Annotated in this window: 25 protein-coding genes; 13 read left to right on the top strand and 12 right to left on the bottom strand. The window is 70.5% G+C overall.

Going from position 1 to position 22936, the window contains the following annotated elements; all coding sequences use genetic code 11:
* Positions 1-6: 6 nt before the first annotated feature.
* Entirely contained in the window at positions 7-432 is a 426-nt protein-coding gene (locus GT354_RS06830; protein WP_161355308.1) for a hypothetical protein, read from the bottom strand.
* A gap of 125 nt (positions 433-557) precedes the next feature.
* Between GT354_RS06830 and GT354_RS06825 the strand changes: the two genes are divergently transcribed.
* On the top strand, positions 558-1244 hold the full coding sequence (locus GT354_RS06825) for a TIGR00266 family protein (RefSeq protein WP_161355306.1): 687 nt from the start codon (positions 558-560) through the stop codon (positions 1242-1244).
* Between the two features lie 66 nt (positions 1245-1310).
* On the opposite strand, the gene GT354_RS06820 is transcribed toward GT354_RS06825, so the two are convergent.
* On the bottom strand, positions 1311-2075 hold the full coding sequence (locus tag GT354_RS06820) for a helix-turn-helix transcriptional regulator (RefSeq protein ID WP_161355305.1): 765 nt from the start codon (positions 2073-2075) through the stop codon (positions 1311-1313).
* A 93-nt stretch (positions 2076-2168) separates the two neighbouring features.
* Here GT354_RS06820 and GT354_RS06815 point away from each other — a divergent pair, with 93 nt between their 5' ends.
* Both GT354_RS06815 and GT354_RS06810 read left to right on the top strand, forming a co-directional pair.
* The gene (locus GT354_RS06815) at positions 2169-3335 is read left to right on the top strand and encodes an MFS transporter (protein ID WP_161355316.1); all 1167 of its coding nucleotides are present in this window, start codon (positions 2169-2171) and stop codon (positions 3333-3335) included.
* 30 nt (positions 3336-3365) lie between these two features.
* A complete protein-coding gene (locus GT354_RS06810; protein ID WP_237534446.1) occupies positions 3366-4091 on the top strand; it encodes an HAD family hydrolase in 726 nt (241 codons plus the stop codon).
* A 54-nt stretch (positions 4092-4145) separates the two neighbouring features.
* On the opposite strand, the gene GT354_RS06805 is transcribed toward GT354_RS06810, so the two are convergent.
* Positions 4146-4598, bottom strand: a complete 453-nt coding sequence (locus GT354_RS06805; protein WP_161355303.1) for an RpiB/LacA/LacB family sugar-phosphate isomerase — start codon at positions 4596-4598, stop codon at positions 4146-4148.
* Positions 4599-4646: 48 nt separating this feature from the next.
* Here GT354_RS06805 and GT354_RS06800 point away from each other — a divergent pair, with 48 nt between their 5' ends.
* Together GT354_RS06800 and GT354_RS06795 are read left to right on the top strand one after the other, a co-directional pair.
* Positions 4647-5507, top strand: a complete 861-nt coding sequence (locus GT354_RS06800) for a helix-turn-helix domain-containing protein (RefSeq protein WP_161355302.1) — start codon at positions 4647-4649, stop codon at positions 5505-5507.
* A 91-nt stretch (positions 5508-5598) separates the two neighbouring features.
* Positions 5599-6012 carry a VOC family protein gene (locus GT354_RS06795; protein WP_161355301.1) on the top strand — a complete coding sequence of 138 codons (414 nt, stop codon included), beginning with the start codon at positions 5599-5601 and terminating at the stop codon, positions 6010-6012.
* 15 nt (positions 6013-6027) lie between these two features.
* On the opposite strand, the gene GT354_RS06790 is transcribed toward GT354_RS06795, so the two are convergent.
* A complete protein-coding gene (locus GT354_RS06790; protein WP_161355300.1) occupies positions 6028-6870 on the bottom strand; it encodes a metallophosphoesterase in 843 nt (280 codons plus the stop codon).
* 191 nt (positions 6871-7061) lie between these two features.
* Between GT354_RS06790 and GT354_RS06785 the strand changes: the two genes are divergently transcribed.
* Both GT354_RS06785 and GT354_RS06780 read left to right on the top strand, forming a co-directional pair.
* Positions 7062-7550 (top strand): GNAT family N-acetyltransferase, encoded by a 489-nt coding sequence (locus tag GT354_RS06785; RefSeq protein ID WP_161355299.1) that lies wholly within the window; start codon positions 7062-7064, stop codon positions 7548-7550.
* A 177-nt stretch (positions 7551-7727) separates the two neighbouring features.
* A complete protein-coding gene (locus tag GT354_RS06780; protein WP_161355298.1) occupies positions 7728-8414 on the top strand; it encodes a response regulator transcription factor in 687 nt (228 codons plus the stop codon).
* A 130-nt stretch (positions 8415-8544) separates the two neighbouring features.
* On the opposite strand, the gene GT354_RS06775 is transcribed toward GT354_RS06780, so the two are convergent.
* Positions 8545-8748: a hypothetical protein gene (locus GT354_RS06775; protein WP_161355297.1), complete on the bottom strand. Its 204-nt coding sequence runs from the start codon at positions 8746-8748 to the stop codon at positions 8545-8547.
* A gap of 563 nt (positions 8749-9311) precedes the next feature.
* On the opposite strand from GT354_RS06775, the gene GT354_RS06770 reads away from it, so the two are divergent.
* Both GT354_RS06770 and GT354_RS06765 read left to right on the top strand, forming a co-directional pair.
* Positions 9312-10736, top strand: a complete 1425-nt coding sequence (locus tag GT354_RS06770; protein ID WP_161355296.1) for a hemolysin family protein — start codon at positions 9312-9314, stop codon at positions 10734-10736.
* Positions 10733-11800, top strand: coding sequence for a hemolysin family protein (locus GT354_RS06765; protein ID WP_346011900.1), 1068 nt, complete (start codon positions 10733-10735; stop codon positions 11798-11800). The genes GT354_RS06770 and GT354_RS06765 overlap by 4 nt, the downstream gene beginning before the upstream one ends.
* A gap of 158 nt (positions 11801-11958) precedes the next feature.
* Here GT354_RS06765 and GT354_RS06760 read toward each other — a convergent pair whose 3' ends face one another.
* A complete protein-coding gene (locus tag GT354_RS06760) occupies positions 11959-13134 on the bottom strand; it encodes an epoxide hydrolase family protein (RefSeq protein ID WP_161355295.1) in 1176 nt (391 codons plus the stop codon).
* Between the two features lie 51 nt (positions 13135-13185).
* Entirely contained in the window at positions 13186-13476 is a 291-nt protein-coding gene (locus GT354_RS06755) for a hypothetical protein (protein ID WP_161355294.1), read from the bottom strand.
* A gap of 221 nt (positions 13477-13697) precedes the next feature.
* On the opposite strand from GT354_RS06755, the gene GT354_RS06750 reads away from it, so the two are divergent.
* The 4 genes from GT354_RS06750 (at position 13698) to GT354_RS06735 (ending at position 17227) form a co-directional block, all read left to right on the top strand.
* A complete protein-coding gene (locus GT354_RS06750) occupies positions 13698-14309 on the top strand; it encodes a hypothetical protein (RefSeq protein ID WP_161355293.1) in 612 nt (203 codons plus the stop codon).
* 65 nt (positions 14310-14374) lie between these two features.
* On the top strand, positions 14375-14926 hold the full coding sequence (locus GT354_RS06745; RefSeq protein WP_161355292.1) for a pyridoxamine 5'-phosphate oxidase family protein: 552 nt from the start codon (positions 14375-14377) through the stop codon (positions 14924-14926).
* Between the two features lie 149 nt (positions 14927-15075).
* A complete protein-coding gene (locus GT354_RS06740; protein WP_161355291.1) occupies positions 15076-15633 on the top strand; it encodes a TetR/AcrR family transcriptional regulator in 558 nt (185 codons plus the stop codon).
* Positions 15634-15661: 28 nt separating this feature from the next.
* Positions 15662-17227, top strand: coding sequence for an MFS transporter (locus GT354_RS06735; RefSeq protein WP_161355290.1), 1566 nt, complete (start codon positions 15662-15664; stop codon positions 17225-17227).
* Between the two features lie 143 nt (positions 17228-17370).
* Here GT354_RS06735 and GT354_RS06730 read toward each other — a convergent pair whose 3' ends face one another.
* The 5 genes from GT354_RS06730 to GT354_RS06710 all read right to left on the bottom strand — a co-directional run bounded on the left by GT354_RS06730 (position 17371) and on the right by GT354_RS06710 (position 22811).
* The gene (locus GT354_RS06730; RefSeq protein WP_161355289.1) at positions 17371-18705 is read right to left on the bottom strand and encodes a sensor histidine kinase; all 1335 of its coding nucleotides are present in this window, start codon (positions 18703-18705) and stop codon (positions 17371-17373) included.
* Positions 18706-18835: 130 nt separating this feature from the next.
* Positions 18836-19576, bottom strand: a complete 741-nt coding sequence (locus tag GT354_RS06725) for an alpha/beta hydrolase (RefSeq protein ID WP_161355288.1) — start codon at positions 19574-19576, stop codon at positions 18836-18838.
* Positions 19577-19779: 203 nt separating this feature from the next.
* Positions 19780-20910, bottom strand: coding sequence for a magnesium and cobalt transport protein CorA (locus tag GT354_RS06720; protein ID WP_161355287.1), 1131 nt, complete (start codon positions 20908-20910; stop codon positions 19780-19782).
* Between the two features lie 202 nt (positions 20911-21112).
* On the bottom strand, positions 21113-22027 hold the full coding sequence (locus tag GT354_RS06715; protein WP_346011899.1) for an SDR family oxidoreductase: 915 nt from the start codon (positions 22025-22027) through the stop codon (positions 21113-21115).
* 4 nt (positions 22028-22031) lie between these two features.
* Positions 22032-22811, bottom strand: coding sequence for an enoyl-CoA hydratase/isomerase family protein (locus GT354_RS06710; protein WP_161355286.1), 780 nt, complete (start codon positions 22809-22811; stop codon positions 22032-22034).
* Between the last annotated feature and the right edge of the window lie 125 nt (positions 22812-22936).

The raw sequence follows: 22936 nt of genomic DNA, 5'->3' as shown, positions 1-22936 counted from the left end.
GGGCCATCAGCGCTTGCCCCGGGCGGGACGGGCGGGACGCACGGTCCGGGCGCCGGTCGCCGCGGGCTTGGCGGCGGCGGTCCGACGTTTCGCGGCCCGCTGGTCGGCGGCCTCGATGTCGTGGCGGATGCTGGTCACCCGCAGCACGCCGCGGCCGTCGCCGGTGATGCGCCCCTGCCCGGCGGGCATCTGGTAGCCCTCCGGATAGTCGTAGCTGTTGGAGACGATCCGCCCGTAGGCGTCCAACACCTGGTGGCGCCTGGTGGGACAACGGCGGCAACGCAGCACGCGATCGAAACCCCCACCGTCGACGACGCGAGCACTGTGCGGGCCCCAGTTGTGGCCCAGTTCCCGGCACAAAAGCCAGGCATTGGGGAGTTCCGCCGCGTATGTGGCGACGCGATCGAGGTCGGCCTCGTGGATCTTGCTCATGACAGAACTGTATGTAATCGGCCTGGGTCGGGCATTTTCTGGAGCTGTGCGCCGACCGGGTGATCGTCGCGGGCCGGGCGGCGTCGGTGCTCGCGTGCGCGCGAACCCCGTGCCACGTTCGGACGATGCGAGTCACAGTCAGACACGGTCCCGCGTTCGCCGCCGCTCGCTGCGTGCTCGATCCGGGGGAGGCCATGCGGGCCGAGTCGGGCGCGATGATGGCGCACAGCGCGGGCGTGGAGATCACCTCCAAGGTCGAGGGCGGCCTCATCCGCGGCCTCAAGCGCAGTGTGCTGGGCGGCGAGTCGTTCTTCCAGACCACGTTCACCGCGCCCGCGAGCGGTGGTTGGGTCGACGTCGCGACCGCCCTGCCCGGTGATATCGCGAATGTCACGCTGACCCCCGACGTGCCCGAGTTCCTGCTGACCAGGACCTGCTGGTTGGCCAACTCGGCCGACGTTCGCATCGACACCAAGTGGGGTGGGCTGCGCAACCTCGTCGGCGGGGAGGGCGGCTTCCTGGTGCACGCGTCCGGGACGGGCGAGGTGATCCTCGGCTGCTACGGCGCGCTCGACGTGCTCGACCTGGAGCCGGGGGAGCAGGTGGTGGTCGACACCGGACACGTCGTCGCGTACTCGCCCACGATCACCTTCACCACGCGCCGGGCCGCGCGCGGTCGCACGATCGCGTCGGTCACATCGGGCGAAGGGCTGGTCTTCGATTTCACCGGCCCGGGACGAGTACTCGTCCAGACCCGCAACCCGTCGGCCTTCGCCGACTTCGTCACGGGGTTGCCCGGCGTGCGGAACTGAACGCGCGGGTCTTCGAGGGCCTGCGGCTCGGCCCACCTCGCGGTGGGCTTCCGGCGCTGCGTTTTTTCAAGGCTGTCCCACTCGGCCCGTCTCGCGGTGGGCTCCCGGTGTATGCCCGAACGCCCGCCGAAAAACATCGATGAAGGCGCTTGCGGAGGCCCAGCCGCAGCGGTGGGCGACCGTGGTGACCGGGACGTCCTCGGCGAGCAGGCACAGGGCGTGGTGGAGGCGGAGTTGGGTGCGCCACTGGGGGAATGTCATGTGCAGTTCGGTGCCGAAGAGGCGGGTCAGCGTGCGGGCGCCCGCGCCGACGCTCGCGCCGAGTTCGGCGAGGGTGCGCGGGTCGGCCGGGTCGGTGCGCAAGATTGCGCACACCGCGACGAGTCGGGGATCGCGGGGCGTGGGCAGGTGTAGCGACTGCTCCGGGGTGTGGCGGAGCTGATCGAGCAGGACGGCCCGCATCCGCAGGCCCTCGGCGGTGTTCTCCACGGCGGGTCGGCTGTACGCGATGATCAGCTCGCGCAGGAGCGGTCCCACCGCGAGTACGGCGGGCCGGTCCAGGCCCAGCGGATTGGTGTCGGCCGGCACGCCCACCGCGTGCAGGACGGTGCGCCCGTGCGCGCGGTGCTCGTGCGTCGTCCCGGCCGGAATCCACAGTGCGCGGGTGGCCGGAGCGACCCAACTGCCGGCATCGGTGGTCACGGACAAGACGCCGCGACCCGCGTGGATGATCTGGTGGCGGTCGTGCCGGTGGGCCACGATCCCGCCGCCCGGTGGCAGATATCGGGTGATCGTGTGCTTGCCGGAGGCGGGTTGGCTCAAGTTCGGCATCGGTTGGCAGGTTATCGGAAGCTCGCCGGCGGTCCGGGCTTCGAAGATCGATGGGTGACCACATCTCGACATTCCGAGCGCCGCGCGATCCCGATGATGGCCGTCGGGCACGCGACGGTGGATTTCTACCAGGGCGCCGTGCCGTGCCTGGTGCCCTTCCTGGTGGCCGAGCGCCACTACGGCTACGTCGCGGCGTCGGGCATCGTGCTCGCCGCCACGCTGCTCTCCTCGATCGTGCAGCCGCTGTTCGGCGCGCTGACCGACCGCTGGACGATGCCCTGGCTGATCCCGGTGAGCACCACCGGCGCGGGGCTGGGCATCGCGCTGTCCGGGCTCGCCGACTCCTACCTGTTCACGTGGCTTGCGATCGCGCTGTCCGGAATGGGCGTCGCCGCCTACCACCCCGAGTCGGCGCGGTTGGCCCGGGTGGCCAGTCGCGGCAGCCACATCGCGATGGGCTGGTACTCGCTCGGCGGCAACATCGGCTTCGCGCTCGCTCCCGTGGTCGCGTCGCCCATCCTGTCGGCCGGTGGCCTCGACGCCACCCCGTGGCTGCTCGTGCCGGCCGCGGCCGGGGTACTGATCACCGCGTCCGTGATCCGCGGCCTGGCTCGACACGCGGCCGCCGCGCGTGCCGCCGGCGCGGGGCCCACCGGTGCCGACGACTGGCCGCTGTTCCTGCGGCTCTCGGGGGTGATCGTGTGCCGCTCGATCGTGTTCGTCGGGCTCAGTACCTTCATCGCGCTCTTCGCCGAGCAGCATCTGCGGGGCGGCGACACCGCCGGTTCCGCCGCGCTGTTCACGCTGTTCGCCGGCGGCGCGGTCGGCACCGTGCTCGGCGGGCGGCTGGCCGCGCGACACGGGCGCATCCGGACCCTGCGCGCGGCGTACGCGGCGGGTGTCCCCGCGACCGCGGGCGTCGTTTTCGTCCCCGGGCCCGCGCTGTACGTTTTCGCCGCCGCGGCCGCCATCGCGTTGTACGTCCCGTTCTCACTGCACGTCACACTCGGGCAGGACTACCTGCCGAACCGGGTCGGCACCGCGAGTGGGGTCACCCTCGGCCTCGCCGTCAGCATCGGCGGCATCGCCACCCCGGCCATCGGCGCGCTCGCCGAGGCCACGAGCCTGCGCGTGGCGCTCGCCCCGCTGATCGTCGTGTGCGCCGCGGCGTGGCTGCTCGCGCGCAACCTCCGCGAGCCCGCCGGATCGGAACCACCCACCACGGCGACCGTCACCCACACCGCCCACGACGCCGTGTAGGCGCCCCCGGCCGGGGGGACCGGCGTGATCATGAACGTACGCGCGCTGGCCCTCGACTTCGGCGACACCCTCGCGCTGCCCGGCCCCAACCCGGACGGGCGCACCGTCCTGGCGGTGCTGCGTCGCATGCCCGGCACCGATGTGCCCGACGCGTTCGTCGCCGCCTACGACCACGTGCACCGGATCACCCGCACCGCCGACCGCGTGCACGACACCCACACCCCCTTCGCCGAGGAGATCCGCCGCGCCGCGTCACTGAGCGGCGCGCGGATCCCCCACCCGGACGCGGTCACCGAGGCGGTGTTCGACGAGATTCCCGACTCGCGGGTGATCCGCCGCGCGGCCGAGGCGCTGCACCGCGTGCGTGCCCGCGACCTGGTGTGCGTCCTGGCGTGCGACACGCAACGCCCCGAGTCGGTTCGCCGCCGCACTCTCGCCGCCGCCGGCATCGAGGCGTGCTTCGACGCGATCGTGCTGTCCTGTGCGATCGGCCTGCGCAAGCCGCACCCCGACTTCTACGCCCGGGTCGAGCGCGCGTGTGGCGGCGTCGCGCGCGAGGACATCCTGTTCGTCGGCAACACTCCCGCCAAGGACGCCACCGCACCGCACGTGTTCGGCATGCGGGCGGTGCTGATCGCGCCGATGGGCCGACCGAAGCGGCTGCCCGAGGAGATCGACGTGATCGGCCACTTCGCCGACCTGCCCGACTATCTCGAACGCGTGGATCGACAAGGGCATCGACGAGAGGGGCGTTGACGCGCCGGGTGTCGACGCGACGGACGTCGAACCGGGGATCGAGCGCGGGTGGGCTCAGAGGCGGATGTTCGCGACGTGCTCGACGTTGAGCACGTCCGCCGGCTGCGTGCTCGGGGCGGTCGCGAACCACGCGTCCAGGATCTCCATCAGGACCGGCCCCGAGGTCAGCCGCAGCCCGAGCGCCAACACGTTGGCATGGTTCCAGCGGCGCGCGCCCGCCGCCGTCTCGGCGTCGGTGCACAGCGCCGCGCGGACCCCCTCGACCTTGTTGGCCGCGATCGACGCGCCGGTACCGGTCCAGCAGCACACGATCGCCTGATCGGCCCGCCCCGCCGCCACCTCGCGGGCGGCGGCCGCGTTCACCGGCGCCCAGTCGTCGTCGAACTCGGGCACGTGGTCGGGATCGAAGGCACCGAACAGGGTCAGCTCGTGACCACGCTTGCGCAACTCGTCGGCGAGGTACAGGGCCGAGCCCTTGATCTGGTCGGTCGCGATCGCGATGCGCATCGAGCGCTCCTTCTCGGTTTGTCGGTGACCGGTGTGAGACTGGAAAGCATGGTGCCCACGGACACTCTGCACGTGACCCGACACACGTCCGCGACCGGGTCGTGGGAGATGGCCTTCGCGCCGCCGCATCCGGCGCTCGCCGATCTCGTCGGGCCCTACTGCGGCTACGACGAGCGCACGATCGCGCCGCTGTGCCGCCGCGAGGTGGCCAGTGGATCGGTGACGATCATCATCGGATTCGCCCCCATGCGAGTGTCCTCGCCCCGTGACGCCTCCTACGCGCCCGACGTCACCACGTCGTTCGTGGCCGGCCTGCACGACGGTCCGGCGATGGTCGAGCACGACGGCTACCAGTCCGGAGTACAGATCGACCTGACCCCGCTCGGCGCGTACACGCTCCTGGGCTTGCCGGCGACCGAGATCGCCGACCACGTGGTGCACCTCGACGACCTTCCCGGGTGGGACGTGGACCGGTTGACCGACCGGCTCGTGGCGGCGCCCGACTGGGCCGCGCGCTTTGCCCACGTGGACGAACTGCTGCTGCGCCGCCGTGACCGGGGCCCCGAGCCACTGCCCGAGGTGACTCGCTGCTGGGAGTTGATCGAGGCGGGCGCGGGCCGGGTCGAGGTCGCCACACTGGCGGCCGAGACGGGGTGGAGCCGCCGCCACCTCGGCACGCGCTTTCGTGAACAGGTCGGCCTGCCCCCCAAGGCGGTGGCCCGCATCCTGCGCTTTCGGCACGTGCTCACCCTCCTGGACACGGCGCCGCGCCCGTGGTCCGAGCTGGCGATCGAGGCCGGCTACTACGACCAGGCGCACTTCAATCGCGAGTTCAAGGCATTGGCGGGCACCACCCCCCGGACCTACCTGAACTCCCGGCTGCCGTCGGGCGGCGGCTTCGAGGGCTGAACCGCGCCGCGCGTGTCGTGCCCGTTTATCCAATACGGCCGGGGGTCACTCGCCGGAAGCTGGATCCAACAGCCCAGCCGAGGAGAGCACCATGAACGCCAAGCCCCTGATTTCCGACATCGTCCCGACGCTGCGCTACAACGACGCGCCGGCCGCGGTGAAGTTCCTCCAGGACGCCTTCGGGCTGAAGCCGGTGATGATCGTGCCGGGGGACAACGACACCATCGCGCACGCCGAACTCAGCTTCGGCAACGGCATGGTGATGCTCGGCTCCAACCTTCCCGAAGGGTGCGGCCAGGAACTGAAGTGGCCGGTCGGCGGGGCGTCGACCTACTGCATCCTCGGCAGCGACGAGGAGGTCACCGAGCACTGTGCGCGCGCCGAGGCGGCCGGGGCCACCGTGGTCATGCGGCCGACGGACCAGGAGTACGGCGGCCGCGACTACACCGCGCGCGACTCCGAGGGCAACCTGTGGTCGTTCGGCTCCTACCGGCCGCAGGTCTGAGGCGCCGCGGCCCGATCAGCCCTCGTGCGCGGTCAGGTAGCGGTCCACCTTCGCCCGCTCGTACGCGTACACCGGCTCGATCGGGCCGACCGGGACGAACGTCGCCGTGGCGCAGTCGTCGTAGAGGTCCACACGGGTGTAGCCCACCCCCGTGACACCCTGATACGTGCCTGCCGGCGGGAACACGTCGGCGCGGTAGGCGACGGCGGGGGCCGCCCACACCGGTATCCCGGCCAGTGCGCCGCACGTCGCGTGGTGGTTGTGGCCGGTCAGCACGATGCGCACGTCGGTGCCGGCGATCACCCGCCCCAACCGACTCGGGTCCCGAAGCGACAGCCGTTCCAGGAACGCGAGCGGCGTCGGGATCGGCGGGTGGTGCAGTCCCAGGACCGTGCCGCCCGCCGCGGGCTCGGCCAACTCGGCGCGGAGCCACTGGAGCTGATCGTCCGTCAGGTCACCCGAGTGGCTGCCCGGTGTCGTGCTGTCCAGCATGATCACCCGCACGCCTTTCTCGACGTGGGTGAAGTCGTACGCGTCGGTGGACGGCGCCGCCCCGAGCAGGCCCTCGCGAAACGCGGACCGATCGTCGTGGTTGCCCATCCCGTACAGCGCGGGCGCGCCGATCCGCGCCGCCGCCTCGGTCACCGCGGTGCGCAGCCGGCGGTACGCCCGTATGTCGCCGGTGTCCGCGAGGTCCCCGGTGAACAGCAGCGCGGTGGGAGTCGGTTCGGCCGCCTCGACCGCGGCCAAGGCCTGCCGCAACTGGTCGAGGGTGTCCAGCCGATCGAGCAGCAACTCGCCCTCGGGGACGACGTGGACATCGCTGAACTGGACGAGCGTGTGGCGCGGTGTACGCACGACGATTCCTTACTACGGGCCGGAACGGATGACACGTGTCACCGGGTGTCGCACAGTCCACCGCCGATACCCGACAAGGTCAAGTAGTTCGGCGGCCACGCGTCGTCGCCGGTGCGTGGATCCCCACCGGGGGCGGGCATCGTGACGGACCTGCCGGCGGCCCGCGCGAGCGTACGGGCTAGCGTTTTCTCGTGGAGATCAAAACCCTGGGGTACGACCACCCCGACGTGCGCAAGCTGGTCGCCGACGTGCAGCAGGTGTATGTGGAGCGCTACGGCGATCCCGACGAGTCGGCCGTGGATCCCGCCGACTTCCTGCCGCCGGACGGGCTGTTCTGCGTCGCCTACGACGACGAGGGCGGCCCGGTCGCGAGTGGCGGATGGCGGGTGCGCGGCGACGCCGCCGACATCGCCGACGAACCGAGCCTGCGCGCCGGGGACGCCGAACTCAAGCGGATGTACGTGGTACCCCAGGCACGCGGGCGCGGCCTGGCCCGGGTGATGCTCGCGCACCTCGAGGCGAGCGCGCGCACTGCGGGACGGCTGCGCCTGGTCCTGGAAACCGGCGACAGGCAGCCCGAGGCGATAGCGCTCTACGTCTCGTCGGGCTTCACCCCGATCGAGGGTTACGGCTACTACAAGGAGTACGCAAACAGCCGGTGCTTCGCGAAGGAGCTCTGACCTTCGCGTCCCGCGCTCGTCCTCGTGGCCGGGTAAACGCCGCCCTTGGCCCTCATGAGGGTCTGTGGAAAGCTCACGCTGTCGATCGTCCTCGGCAGGGAATCCGTCCTTGCGCGCGTACGGATCGATGAGGTTGTCGCAGTCAGCACGTACGACACGGGGGAGCCTTCCACCACCATGATCCAAGACAAGCCGGATGCACGTGCGGGGAACCTACGACTTGTCCTCGCCGAAGATCTCGCCCTGCTGAGAGACGGCCTGGTGCGCCTGCTTCAGGCGCACGGGTTCGAGATCGTCGCCGCCGTCGACAACGGACCCGAACTGCTCAAGGCACTGGTGGAACACAAGCCGGACGTCGCCGTCGTCGACGTCCGACTTCCGCCGACGTTCACCGACGAGGGCCTCCAAGCCGCCCTGGAGGCCCGTCGGCGCGTACCGGGGCTGCCGATCCTGGTGCTGTCGCAGTATGTGGAGCAGTTGTACGCGCGGGAGTTGCTCGCGGACGGCACGGGCGCGGTCGGCTATCTGCTCAAGGACCGCGTGTTCGACACGAACGAATTCGTGGACGCGGTGCGCCGGGTCGCGGCGGGTGGTACCGCGATGGACCCGGAGGTCATCTCGAAGCTGCTCGCGCGCAACGTGCGCGACCGGCCGTTGGCGCAGTTGACGGCACGCGAACGCGAGGTGCTCGAACTGATGGCCGAGGGGTGTTCGAACGCGGCCATCTCGGCGCGGCTGTTCGTGTCGGAGGGCGCGGTCAGCAAGCACACGACCAACATCTTCGCGAAGTTGTCGATCGACACGTCGGACGAGACCAATCGCCGCGTGCTGGCGGTCCTGGCGTATCTCAACGGCACCGACTGACGTCACCGACCACGGGTGACACCCGGCCGGGGCCGACGAAGCCCGGACGGGACCGGCCGTCGTCTCGGCGGCGCCGGTCGCAAACCGCGCGGCCTCGGGCGCCGGTGCCCGCGCCCGGCTCTGCCGGTGCTCACGCGCCGGTGGTCAGGCGCAGCAGCCGGTCCCGCTCCTCCTCGACGATGCGCTGGGCCCGGAGCACGACGGCTTCGGGGACGCCTTCCGGCAGTTCGCCGAAGTCGCGAAAGCGGCGTAGGTCACGTGGGCGGACGCCGGTGATGTCGTACGCCTTCAGGGCGGCCAGCGACACGGCGTAGTCGTCGAGTGTGCGAGGCATGATCTCCTTCTCGCGCGCGGGGAGGCCCTGGGATGGAGCCTCGGGCGAGCCGGCGTCGGCCGGTTCAGGGCTGCCGACGTACATGCTGCCCCCGTCTGATGTTGTCAACGTCGTTGCGGCGGTGCGAGGTTCCCGGTACCAATCTTCCGGACCGACGGACGTGGGTCGCTCCCCCGTACGGATGAACTTGTCGTCGATCACGGTCGGAGCCGACGGCCGCCCCCACTCCGTCGCCGCGACGCTCCCGTCGCCGCGGCGCGCGGATCGCGCCCGCCGAACGCTTCATCACCGCTCAGTGTTCGCGGACGCACAGATTGTCATGTCGCGGCACCGAAAGCCAAGCATCTTTTGATACTGGTTCGGATTCGACTCCCACGGCGCACTTGTTTGCCCGAGCCGGGGGAACAACCGCGCACGATGGTACGTTCGCAACGGTAAGTGTTTGACCCCGAAATGCCCGTTGAGCAACAAGGAGTGTGCGTGTCCGCCCAAGAGACGGACCCCCCTAGTACCGGTCCCTCCCGCGACTGCGATTCGAGCCGCGATGTCCGGGAGGCGGTGTGATGGGCGCGGCTCTAGGTATAGCCGCGATCGTGATCCTCACCCTCGGTACCGGTTTCTTCGTCGCGCAGGAGTTCGCGTACGTCGCGGCCGATCGGAGTCTGCTGCGTCGCCGTGCGGAATCCGGTGACAAGGCCGCGGCCCGCGCGATGACCGTGATGGGTCGCCTGTCGTTCATGCTGTCCGGTGCCCAGCTGGGCATCACCGTGACGGCCCTGTTGGTCGGCTTCATCGCCGAACCCGCGCTCGCCGCGGTGATCTCCCCCGTCCTGGACGGCGTCGGAGTCCCGGACGGCGCGGTCCCCGTGATCTCACTGATCCTGGGCTTCGTCGTGGCCACCGGGATCCAGATGGTCCTGGGTGAGCTGGTCCCCAAGAACTGGGGCATCGCCGAGCCCGAGCGGGTCGCGATCCTGTTGAGTCGCCCGACGCTCGTGTACCTGAAGATCTTCGGCCCGGTGATCCGCCTGTTCGACACCCTGGCCAACCGCCTGGTGCGAGCGATCGGCATCGAGCCCGTCGAGGAACTGCACGGCGGCGCCACCACCGAGGAGCTCGCGCACATCGTCGACGAGGCCGGCCGGGACGGCGAACTGGACGCGGATCTTTCCGGGATCCTGCGCCGGGCCATCGCGTTCGGTGACCTGAGCGTGGACCAGGTGATGGTCCCGCGCCCCGATGTCGTACGCGTGCGCGCGCAAACCACCGCGGCCGAGCTGATCGAGCTGGTCGCGCGGTGCGGCCACTCGCACTACCCGGTCGTCGGCGAGCGGGTGGACGACGTCCTGGGCGTCGTGGGGGTGGCCGACCTGCTGGAGGTCGCTCCCGAGGACACCGCGCACGTCACGGCGGGCTCGATCGCGCGTCCGGCGCTGCTCGTGCCCGACACCGCGGGGTTGGCCTCGCTGCTCGAACAGCTGCGCGCGGCGCACGAGGAGTTCGCGGTGGTCCTGGACGAGCACGGCGGCCTCGCGGGCATCGTGACGTACGAGGACGTGGCCGAGGAACTGGTCGGCGAGATCGCCGACGAAAGCGACCACGAGGAGCCCGTCGAGACCGAGCCCGAGGACGGCTGGTGGCGGCTGGACGCGGGTCTGCGGGTGGACGAGACCGAGCGGATCGTCGGCGCGGAACTGCCCGACGGACCGTACGAGACACTCGGCGGCCTGGTCATCGCGCACCTGGGCCGGCTGCCCGAGGTGGGCGACCGGATCAAGGTGCCCGACCCCGACGAGGTGCGCGCCGGGCGCGCGGCCGACGAGGACGACGAACCGATCCGCTACACCGAGATCGAGGTCCTGGCCGTCGAGCGGCACGTGCCGTCGCTGGTGCGGGTGCGCGTCCTGACGTCGCTGCCGCCGGCTCCCGAGGACTCCCAGTGGGCGGCCGACCGGTCGCCCGCACGCCCGTCGGAGGTGACCGCGTGACCACCACCCTGGCCGCCGGCGGCGGTCTGGGCTCGCTGTCGCTCGGCCTGTGGCCCGCGCTCGCGATCACCATCGCGCTGCTGGTCGGCAACGCGTTCTTCGTCGCCGCCGAGTTCGCCCTGGTGGCCGCGCGCAGGCATCGCCTGGAGGCGATGGTCGCCGAGCGCAAGCGCGGCGCGCGCTCCGCTCTCGCGGGGGTGCGCGAGCTGTCGCTGATGTTGGCCGGCGCCCAGTTGGGCATCACGATGTGTTCGCTCGGCCTGGGCATCGTCTCCGAGCCGGCGTTCGCCGCGATGCTCGACCCGCTGTTCGACGCGGTGGGCATGCCGGTCGCGGCCGGGCACGCGGTGGCGTTCGCCATCGCCCTGGTCGTCGTGGTGATCCTGCACATGGTGCTCGGCGAGATGGCCCCCAAGTCGTGGGCGATCGCCGGCCCGGAGAAGGTCGCCTCCGCGTTGGCGCCGTCCTTTCGCGGCTACACCCGCGTGGTGCGGCCGTTGCTGCTCGCGATGAACGGGATCAGCAACGCGATCCTGCGGCTCGCGAGAATCGACCCCAAGGACGAGCTCTCCCACCCCAAGGACGCCGAGGGGCTGCGGCGCCTGGTCGGCGAATCCCGCCGGCTGGGCCTGATCGACAGTTCCTCGCACGACGTGCTCGCGGGCACGCTGCGCACGCACACCGAGCCGCTCGCGCGGCTGGTGGTGCCGACGGCGGAGATCGACTCGGTACCGGCCTCGGCCGGTCCCGACGAGATCGTCGCGATGTCGCGCCGCAACGGTCGCAACCGGTTGCTCGTGCGCGACGCCGAGGGTGTGCTGTCGGGTGTGGTGCACGTGCGCGCGGTGCTCACGTCGCGGACCCGGACGTCGGGCAACACCGCCGGCGAGCTGTGTGCGCCGGTGCTCACGCTCGGCGCCGACACGCCCATCCAGCGGGCCGTGGCAGCCCTTCAGGAGCGCCGTGCGTCGCTGGCCCTGGTCCGGGCCGCCGACGGCACGCTGCTGGGGCTGGTGGGCCTGGACGACCTCCTGGGCAGCGTCCTGGGGGCGCGGGCCGCGTAGTCACCCACCAGGACGCGCCACGGCGCACCGAAGCGCACGAGGACCCCGTCTCGACCCGTCGTCGAGGCGGGGTTCTCGCGTCCGCAGTTCTCCGGAGTCTCGCGGGTGGGTATTTCGTGAGTGCGTCCTCGTCGGTGTGGTCCTCGGGCGCCGCCGGGTCAGCGGACCAGCCGGAAGAACCGCCTGACCTCCTCGACGAACACCTGCGGCACCTCGAACGCGGCGAAGTGGCCGCCGCGTTCGAGTTCGTTCCAGTACCGCAGGTCGGTGAACCGGCCCTCGGCCCAGCGGCGCGAGGTGCGGACGATGTCGTGCGGGAAGATCGAGCAGCCGGTGGGCGCGCCGACCTCGGCCCGGTCCGGGTCGCGAAAGCTCTCCCAGTACAGCCGGGCCGACGATGCGGCGGTGCCGGTCAGCCAGTACAGCATCACGTTGTCGAGCAGGTGATCGCGCGACAGCACGTTCTCCGGGTGGCCGTCGCAGTCGGTCCACTCGCGGAACTTCTCGACGATCCAGGCGAGTTGGCCCACCGGCGAGTCGGTCAACCCGTAGCCCAGGGTCTGTGGCCGGGTGGACTGGATCCTGCTGTAGCCCGTGCCCCACTCCCGGTGCGTGGCCAGGTCGGCGAGCATCTGCCGTTCACCGGCCGTGAGGTCCTGGTCCTTCAGTGTCTCGGGGGCCGGTGTCGCGACCGGCATGTTCAGGTGGATGCCCACGAGGTGATCGGGGTCCTGGCGGCCGATCGACGCGGTGATCATCGCTCCCCAGTCGCCGCCCTGCGCGCCGTAGCGGTCGTAGCCCAGATCGGCCATCAGCGTGGCCCACGCGCGGGCGATGCGGTCGATGCCCCACCCCGTCTCGGTGGGCCGGTCGCCGAAGCCGTAGCCGGGCAACGAGGGCACCACGAGGTGGAACGCGTCGGTCGCGTCGCCGCCGTGCGCGGTGGGGTCGGTCAACGGCCCGATCACGTCGAGGAATTCGATGATCGAGCCGGGCCAACCGTGGGTCAGGATCAGCGGCGTCGCGTCCTCGTGCCGCGAGCGCACGTGCATGAAGTGGATGCCCAGGCCGTCGATGCGTGCCTTGAAGTGGTCGTACGCGTTGAGCCTGGCCTCGGTCTTGCGCCAGTCGTACGTGGTCCGCCAGTACTCGGCCAACTCGCGGGTATAGGCGAGCGGTATGCCCTGCGACCAGTCGGTCACCGGTTCGGCGTCGGGCCAACGGGTGCGCGCGAGGCGCTCCCGCAGGTCGACGAGGTCCGCCTCGGGGATGTCGACGAGCAACGGCGTGATGTGCGGGGGCGGCGTGCCGGGCGAGGTGTCGCGCGAGGGCATCGGGTCGTCACTCCATTGGTGGGATCGGTGCGGATCGCGGGCGGGAACGGGTCACGGAGACGACTGCGGCCCTCGTCCGTCGTCGACGATCGGCGCCACGGGGTCGGGGCTGTTGTCGTGCGTCTCCAGGTTCGTACTCAACCCGACGACCAGGGCCGCGCACCAGAGCGCCGCCACGACGGTGAGCACGAGTTTCGTCATCGGTGTCCATCGGGTCACCGCCCACATCAGCACGACACCGATCGGTGGCAGCACCACCAGCAGGACGAGAATCCAGCGCTGCTTGGTGAACCACGGGCGTTCGAGCTCGATTCGCCGCTGTCTGCGGCTCGTACGTGTCACTGATCCGACCCCCTCGGCAGGACTTCGGACACCCGTGGGCGGGTGGTCCACCGTCTGCCGGGCGTCTGCCCGGCGAAGCGGAACTCAGTCCTGGCGCGCGCCGCGCCGCGGGTGTCGTCCGTATGGGTGAAGTCCGTGCCTCGGGGGCCCGTTCGGCTTTCATCGGGAGCATCCGAGCGGACAGGTTGGGGACTTCGCCGTCTTCTCGGGAGAGCTGCCTGATGAACCGTCATATTCGCAGCGGCATCGGTGTCGCCGTCGCGCTCCTGACCGTCGGTGCGCTCGCCGCCGGTGCACCGGTCGTCGCGAACGCCGATTCCCCGCTGCCGCGCCCGGTCGCGGCCTCCGGTGTCGGCCTCCCGCCGTGGCCCGTACCCGTCGACACCGCGCGGCGGGCCGCCGACGCCGGTTTGACCCTGGACACGATGGAGGGCGCCGAGCAGCACTTCCACGTCCATCTCGACATCCTCGTCGGCCCCGACCGGGTCGAGGTCGCGCCGAACCTGGGCATCGACCGACGGACCGGCCTGATGGCCGACGTGCACACCCACGACAACAGCGGTGTGCTGCATGTCGAGAGTCACGACGCGAACGCCCGTTTCGTTCTGGGGCAGTTGTTCGCGATGTGGAACGTCCGCTTCGACGAGAGCCACCTCGGCGGACTGTCCCCCGACGCGGGGCACTCGTTCCGTACCTACGTGAACGGCGAGTGGATCAAGGGAGATCCGGCCCGGATCGAGCTGCGCGCGCACGACCAGATCTCGGTGATGTTCCAGGACGACAGGCTGCGGATCACGCCACCGACCTCGTACGACTTCCCGATGGGCCTTTAGGCGAGCGCGGGTTCACGACAGTATGGGTCGCACGGGCCCGACACGACGTGAGAGAGGTCGCCGCCATGACCGACCTGGACACCGCCGCTCCCGCCTTCGTCGCCATGGCGCACTCCATCGTGTGGGCCTCGATCGCGACCGTGGACCGCGCTGGCCGACCCCGTACCCGGATCCTGCACCCCTACTGGGTGTGGGAGAACGGCACCCTGACCGGCTGGGTGGCCACCGTGCCGACCGCGACCAAGCGCGCGCACATAGCGCGCAACCCGTTCGTGTCGTGCAACTACTGGACCCCCACCCACGACACGTGCGCCGCCGAGTGCCGCGCGGATCTGCTCTTCGACGAGGAGATCCGCGAGCGGGTGTGGAACCTGTTCCGAAACTCGCCCGAACCGCTGGGCTACGACCCGGCCTCGATCGGCGTCCCCGGCTGGGAGGAGCCGATGTCGCCGGACTTCGCGGTGATGCGGCTCGCGCCGTGGCGACTGCGGGTGTTCCCGGGCTCGACGCTCATGGCGGGCACCGGCGGCGCGGTGTTGACGTGGCAGGAACCCCGGCCCGACCTGAACCCGCGCGGATACGCGAACGCGCGGTCGGGAGCGCCGTACCAGGCGTGACATCCGGGCGACCCGGTGCGACCGAAGGGCGCCCGAGGGTGGCTGTCGCCCGTCCGGGCGGGTCTCCTGAGCGGCCCATGCCGTGTCCCGCATGAGCCTTTTCCGTAAAGCATGAGACAAACATGTCTCATCCGAGTTAGAGTCGGTTCATGCCCACCGACCATGAGCCCGTGCTGCGGTCCGCCGTGACCCTGCTGCTTCGGCGACCCGCCTCGTCCATGGACGAGATCGCCAGGGCCGCCGGCATCAGCCGGGCCACCCTGCACCGGATGTTCCCCGGTCGACCCGCGCTGATCACGGCGCTGGGCGGCGAGGCCACCGCGCAGATCTCACGCGCCATAGACGCCGCCGACGTCGACGACGACACCGCCGACGTCCCGGCCGTGCTGCGCCGCCTGGTGGACCACGTGATGCCGTGCGCCGAATACCTCGCCTTCTTGTACGGCGAGAGCTCGCTGACCGGCGACCCCGAGTTGGACGCGGCCTGGACGCTCATGGACGAGCGGGTGTCCGCCCTGGTGCGTCGCGGGCAGGAGAACGGCTCCATGCGGGTGGACCTCACCGCGCAATGGGTCTCCGAGGCGCTGTTCTCGTTCGTCGCCGCCGCCGGGTGGGCAGTCCACGAAGGTCGGCTCGCTCGTCGCGATTCGGCCCGGTCGGTGGCCGAACTTCTTCTGGGCGGCGCGACGCGCCGCCCTCATCGCTGATCCAATCCCAGTACCTGGAATCCTGATCATGGCCCGTAGTACGTCTTCAACCCCCGTTCATACCGGCACCGGCAGCTCCGCCAAGGGCGCGCCGGGCCGCTGGATCGCCCTCGGTGTGCTGACCCTGTCGGTGCTCTTGGTCGCCATCGACGCCACGGTGCTCGGCCTGGCGATCCCCTTCCTCAGCGAGGACCTCGAACCGACCGGCACACAGCTGCTGTGGATCGGCGACGTGTACTCGTTCGTCATCGCCGGCCTGCTCGTCACCGCCGGTTCGGTCGGCGACCGCATCGGCCGCAAAAAGCTGCTGCTGTGGGGCTCGGCCGCGTTCGGCGCGCTCTCGGTGGTCGCCGCCTACGCGCCCAGCGCCGAGGCGCTGATCGCCGCCCGGGTCGCGATGGGTGTCGCGGGCGCGACGCTGATGCCGTCCACGCTCGCGCTCGTGCGCAACATCTTCCCCGACGCGCGCGAACGCAGTTTCGCGATCGGCGTGTGGGGTGCGATGTCGATGGCGGGCGCCGCGTTCGGCCCGGTCGTCGGCGGATTCCTGCTCGAACACTTCTGGTGGGGCTCGGTCTTCCTGATCAACCTGCCGGTGATGGCCGTACTGATCGCGGTCGGCATCAAGCTGCTGCCGGAATCGAAGAACCCGGACCCGGGCCCGTTCGACATCTTCAGCGCCGCGCTGTCGCTCGTCGGCATGATCGCGACCGTGTACGCGGTCAAGGAGGCCGCCGCACACGGCGTCATGCACTGGCAGATCCCGCTCGCCGCAGTGGTCGGCGTGGGTGCGCTGGTGTGGTTCGGCCGCCGCCAACTGTCTTTGCCGGTACCGCTGTTGGACATGCGGCTGTTTCGCAACCGCGCGTTCTCGGGCTCGGTACTGGCCGACCTGCTGACCGTGCTCGGCCTGTCGGGCGCGCTGTTCTTCCTGTCCCAGTTCCTCCAACTCGTGCAGTCCAAGAGCCCGTTGCAGGCCGGCCTCGCGGAAATGCCGGCCACGGCCGGCGCGATCGTGTCGGGCCTGCTCGCCGGCGTGGCCGCGCGCCGACTGAGCCCGCGGGTGGTGGTCACCGGCGGGCTGACCTCGATCGGGCTCGCGCTGGGCGCGCTGACGGTGCTGTCCCAGGACACGCCCTACCTGTACCTGGGCGGAGCACTGCTCCTGATCGGCGTCGGCGCGGGCTTCTCGTTCACCGTGACGGCGGACCTGATCCTGGGCAGCGCGCCGAAGGAGAACGCGGGCTCGGCGTCGGCGGTGTCCGAGACCGCGTACGAGTTGGGCGCGGCCCTGGGCATCGCGCTCCTGGGTTCGGTCATCACGGGCGTGTACCGCAGCGCCGTGACGGTGCCGGCGGAAGTGTCGAACACGACCGCCGACGGAGCCCGCGAATCCCTCGCGGGCGCGGTGGAAGCGGCCCGGGCCACCTCCGGCCAGGCCGCGGCCGACCTGACCCGATCGGCGAACGATGCCTTCCTGGAGGGCCTGCGCATCGCCGCGGGCGCCGGCGCGGTCGTCCTGCTCGCCGCCGCCGTGGCGGCCTGGTTCATGCTGCGAGGCGCGAACATCGCAGCCTCCGACGTCGAACACTGACCCAGGCGGCACGAAGGATCCGAAAGGGCCACGCCCCCGGGTTGCGGCTGTCGGGTCCGACGCGTACCGCGCGCCGCGGTCGCCGAACGCAGTGGCCCCGGCTCCCGGGAAGGGGGCCGGGGCCGCTCCGTCTGTCGAGTCGTCTATTCGTTTTCGTGCATGTAGGGGTGTCGCGCGGCCTTGTCCGAGGACAAGTCGCACGGCAGTTCCATGAGCACGGTCGTCGGGCCGCCCACGGGGGAGTCGAGCGCGAGCGTTCCGTCGAAGGTATCGAGTCGGCGTTCGATCCCGCGCAGACCGGTGCCCTTCATCAGGTCCGCACCACCCACACCGTCGTCGACGACGGTGATCCGCAGCTTGCCGTCGACGTAGGACAGGTCGATGTCCACGTGTCGGCCACCCGAGTGCTTGGCCGCGTTGGTGAGCATCTCGGTGACCGCGAAGTAGGCCGCGGACTCCAGCGGAAGCTCCGGCCGGGCGGGCAGGTCCACGTGCACGTTGACGTCGAGCGGGCTCTCCAGGGCCACCGCGCGCACCGCGTCGCCCAGGCCGCGGTCGGACAGTACCGGCGGGTGGATGCCACGCACCAGGTCGCGTAGTTCGTGCAGGGCCTTGGCGGAGGCCGCGCGGGTCTCGGCGAGCAGTGCCCTGGCAGCCTCCGGGTCGGAGGTCAACATCGCCTCCGCCGCGCCCAGGTTCATGCCCATCGCGACCAGGCGGGCCTGCGCACCGTCGTGCAGGTCGCGCTCGATCCGGCGCAGTTCGGCCGCGGAGGCGTCCACGGCGCCGGTGCGGCTCTCGGTCAAGTGCTGGACGCGCAGGGCCAACTCGGCTTCCTTGGTGGGCGCGAGCAGCGAGTTGGTCCAGGCACCGTGGGCCCGCATGAAGGCCGGGGTGACCAGGACACCGGCGACGACCTGGACGAGGCCCCACACGCATGCCAGGCCGGCGCGTTGGCTGCTGTCGACCTTGATGAAGGTGTACCACTGCGGGTCGACGTTGCTGTAGGCGACTTCCCACAGGAACGGCATCAGCACGCCGTGCAGACCGTTGACGATCAGCAGCGCCGGGAGGCCGGCGAGCAGGATGCTGGAGGGCAGATAGACGAGTGCCCACAACAGGTCGCGCCAGGTCGCTCCCTCGGCGAGCATCTGCCGGGTGCGCCGCCACATCGCCGTGACGCCCTTGCCCGACGGCAGCTTGCGATACGGCTCGACGATCTCGACGCCGGACAGACTCCGGGTGACCTTGCGGCACAGGTTGGCGGTGGCCCGGAGCAGCAGCACGAACGGCGGGAGGAGCAGGACACCCAGGCCGAGCGGCACCAACACCGCGAAGACGACGCACAGTACGAACAAGCTGAGGGTCGGGACGGAGAGGAAGATCATCAAAAAGCCGCGCCAGGCCGAGCGCAGAGACCGGCCGACCCCGAAACCGCTCGCCGGTGGCTCGGATCTCTCCGGGGTGAGCGTGCTCATGGGGTTCCTCCCGAGAATGTGCCGTGTGGTGGTTTCACCAGTGTGTCGGCCCACGAGTGTGCAGGTCACTGGGTGGGCACCCCACACGGGGGTGGGCCTGGGCCCACCCCCGTGCCACGGCAGGCACCGCTCACCCGGCGATGTCGCCGATCAGCGCGGCGAGATCCGCCGGTCGCGAGAACATCGGCCAGTGGCCGGTGGGCAGCGCGTGCGTGTGGAAGGACTCGGCCCCGACGAACTCGGCGAAGAACGGATGTCCGGCGCTGATCATGGCGTCCACCTGTTCGATCGAGAACGTGCAGGTGATCAGGTCGGCCGGTACCTTCAGCCGATCCGGGTCACGCACGTCGAGCGCACTGGCGGCGACCGCGTACGGCTGCGGAACCGACCGGGCGCGCAGCGTCGCGAGGTCGGCGTCGGAGAGACCGGCGAGCGCTTCGGGGTCGTGCGTCGGGTCGTACGCGTAGGTGTAGCGGCCGTCGCCGCGCTCGGCGACCTCCGCCTCGACCCTGGCCCGCTCGGCGGGGTCGACCACGTCGAGCTGGGCCGTCCCGACGGGGACCGGGCCGCTGTCCACGTAGACGATCCGGGCGATCCGGTCGGGAATCCGGTCGAGCGTCTCGTACGCCGCGAACGCGCCGCCCGAGTGCCCGACCAGGACCACGTCGGTGAGGCCTCGCGAGGTGATCGACTCGACCAGGCCCCGGGTCTGCGCGGCGAGGTCGATGCCCGCGACGTCGGTGCGGTCGGCCTCGAGGCCGAGCAGGGTCACGGCGGTGACCTCGTGCCCGGCGGCGCGCAGCCGGTCGGCCACGAGGTCCCATGCCCACGCGCCGAGCCAGTAGCCGGGGACCAAAAAGATGTTCGCCATGATGGAACTCCTTCGATCGTCGTGCCGACCAACACGACTCCGGCCTTCGTGTCCGGCCCGTGAGTCAGGTGCGCGATCGGCGGGAAACGCTCACTCGGCATGCTCTACCCGATCGGCCGGAGAACGCGCACTCGGCGCGCCCTTCCCGATCGGCCCGGAAACGCGCACCGGCGCGCTCTTGGGAGCCGGTCGCGCCGTTTTCGTCAGAGCCAGTTGCGCCGTTTGAAGATCACGTACAGCACGACGCAGACCATGCCCATCAGTCCTACCGCGAACGGATAGCCGAAGGCCCAGTGCAGCTCGGGCATGTCGTCGAAGTTCATCCCGTACACGGTGCCGATCAGCGTCGGCGCGAACAGGATCGCCGCCCACGCGGAGATCTTCTTGACCTCCTCGTTTTGCGCGTTGCTCGCCGCCGTGAGCTGCTTCATTTCCTCGTTCTGGGCCTGGGTGACCACGGTCGCGTTCACCGTCATGATCCCCTGGAGCATTTGCCTGAAGCCCCCGACGCGTTCGACCGCGATCGTCGCGTGGTCCTCGACGTCGCGCAGGTAGCGGCGCAGTTCCTCGTCCACGCCGTACTTGTCGAAGCCCGACGTCAGGTTCACGAGCATGTGCAGGAGTGGGCTGGTCGCGCGCTGGAACTCGATCACCTCGCGGGAGAGTTCGTAGATGCGCCGGGACACGTTGGGATCGCCGAGGAAGACCTCTGCCTCGATCTCGTCGATGTCGTTCTGGAGCCCACCGACGACCGGTGCGTAGTCGTCCACGACGCTGTCCAGGATCGCGTACAGAACCGCCTCGGGACCCTGGCGCAGGAGTTCGGGGCGATCTTCCGCCCACCGGCGTACGGCGGACAGGTCGGGGGACTCCGCGTGGCGTACGGTCACCACGAAGTTGCGGCCCAGGAACACGTGCAACTCGCCGAAGTCGACCTCCTCCACGTCGTCGAGGTAGCGGGCCGCGCGCAACACCACGAACAGCGTCTCGCCGTAGCGTTCGAGCTTGGGGCGCTGGTGGGCCACGATCGCGTCTTCGATCGCCAGGTCGTGCAAGTCGAACTCCTGCGCGGCCGAATGGAGTTGGCTCTCCGTGGGGCGATACAGGCCGATCCAGGCCATCGCGCCGGGGTGATCGTGCAACTCGCGGTAGGTGTCGGCGAGCGTGATGGGGGAGGCGATGCGCCGGCCGTCGACGTAGATCGCGGCGTCGATCAGGCTGCGTTCCTCGGGCGCGGTGTCGGGGGCGTCGCTCGCGCGTGGGTCCATCGAGCGCTCGGGGGGCTCCGGCGGCTCGTGTCTGCGGGGGCGAAAGGGCAGACGCCGATCGGGCATACGGGGCTCCGGACACTGGGCGGCGACCAAAACGGACGTGAACGTCGGGTCGGCCCCACCAGGAGTTCGCGGCCGACCCGACCTTCGTATTGTCCATTTTTTCGAGCAGATGTGCCGGATTTGTGAAGCTTTGTCGCCGGTTTCTCCCGCAGGGTGAGAGTGGCGTGGCTTCGGGTGGTATCCGCCGGTGCCCGCCGCCGGCCTACGGCATTTCGAACGGTTCCTTGCCCATCTGCCGGCGGACCGTCACCACGGGTGGGTTGACCAGGCCGCGGCGTTGCCAGTTGGCGCCGTCGACGACCATGGTGTGGCCGGAGACGAAGCGGGCGTACGGCGACGCGAGGAAGGTCGCGGCCCAGCCCAGTTCGCGCAGCCGGCCGACCCGCATGGCCGGTTGGCACGGGTCCTTGTCGTGGGTGCCGGCCAGGTTGCCCTTGATGTCGGCGGTCATGTCCTCGTGCGGGAACAGGCCCGGGACCAGGCCGTTGATCTGGATTCCGTACGGCCCCCACTCGACGGCCAGGGTCTCGACCATGTTCTTGACGCCAGCCTTGGCCGCGGCGCTGTGCGCGAAGCCGGGTCCGCCGGTCCACGCGTAGGACGCGCCGATGTTGACGATCGAGCCCGGGGCGCCGGCCGCGAGGTGGCGGCGGGCGAACTCGCGCGCGCAAAAGTACGTGCCGTTGAGGGTGATGTCCACGACGGTACGCCACGCGTTGGGCGACATGTCCTCGGCGGGGACGGGGAAGTTGGCCGCCGCGTTGTTGATCAGCACGCCCGGCAGGCCGAACGCCTCCTCGGCGGCGTCGAACGCCGCCGCGATCTGCTCGGGCTCGCGGATGTCGCACGCGACCGTGCGCACGCGTGCGCCGGTCTCCTCCAGGGCTTCGCGGGCCGCCTTGAGGTGGTCCTCCTTGCGGCTCGCGATCACCAGATCGGCGCCGAGTCGGCCGAACTCGGTCGCGATCGCCTTGCCCAGGCCGGTGCCGCCGCCGGTGACGAACACCGTGGTGCCCGCGTAGGTGCCGGCCGGCAGGGCGCTCGCGCCGAGCGCGGGGGGCTCGGGCAGACCGATGACCGCGTCGTCGGGTGTGGGCGCTTGGGTTTCTTCGGTCACGGGTTCAGCTCCCGGTGTAGTGGGCCGGCCGCTCTTCCGCGCGCGCGGCGCGGAACTCGGCGTAGTCGTCCGACTTGTTGACGAAGGTCTGCGCGATCAGTTCCTCGGCCATCGAGGTGCGTACCTGCGGTTCGGCCAGGTGCCCGATCACGCGGCGGGCCATCTTGATGGTCACCGCGGGCGCCGCGGCGATCTTCTCGGCCATCGCGCGCACGGTCTCGTCCAATTGCTCCGCCGGCACCACGCGCGAGACGACGCCGTGCGCGTACGCCTCGGCGGCGTCCATCGCCCGCCCGGTCAGCACGAGGTCGGAGGCGACGCCGTGTCCGCAGATCTGGAACAACCGGCCCACCCCGCCCGTGTCCGGGATGACCCCGTGTGTGGTCTCGGGCAGCATGAACCGCGCGCCCTCGGCCGCGATCCGGATGTCGCACAGCAGCGCGCGCTGGAACGACGCGCCGATCGACCAGCCCTTGCACGCCACCAGCACCGGCGCGTCCAACTCGAACAACTGCTGGACGCCGCGATGGCCGCGCGTCATGAGCTGATGGTGTGTCAATTCGACCTTGTGGCCGCCGATCGAGGACACGTCGCGGCCGGAGGAGAAGGACGGGCCCTCGGCGCGCCAGATCACCGCCCGAATCTCGGACCGCCCGCGCAGTTCGGCGAGGATCTCCCACAGGAGTCGATCCATGTCGTCGTCGAACGCGTTGTGCTTTTCCGGGTTGTTGTTGGTGATCGTCGCGATCGGGCCGTCGTAGTCGAGGAGCAGCTTGTCCGCCATGGCAACCTTGGATATCCCAACGGTGCACAGGAATCGAGGGGCACCGGGCCCTGGGACGGCCCAAGGGTCAAAGATCACAGGGTCTCGACCGCGTCGCGGCGCGCGATGGCCGCCGCAAGCGTCGC

The organism is Streptomyces sp. SID3343 (assembly GCF_009865215.1).
Classification (GTDB): Bacteria; Actinomycetota; Actinomycetes; order Streptomycetales; family Streptomycetaceae; genus Embleya.
The sequence above is the reverse complement of the archived record's forward strand: the minus strand, read 5'-3'. Positions and strand labels throughout refer to the sequence as shown.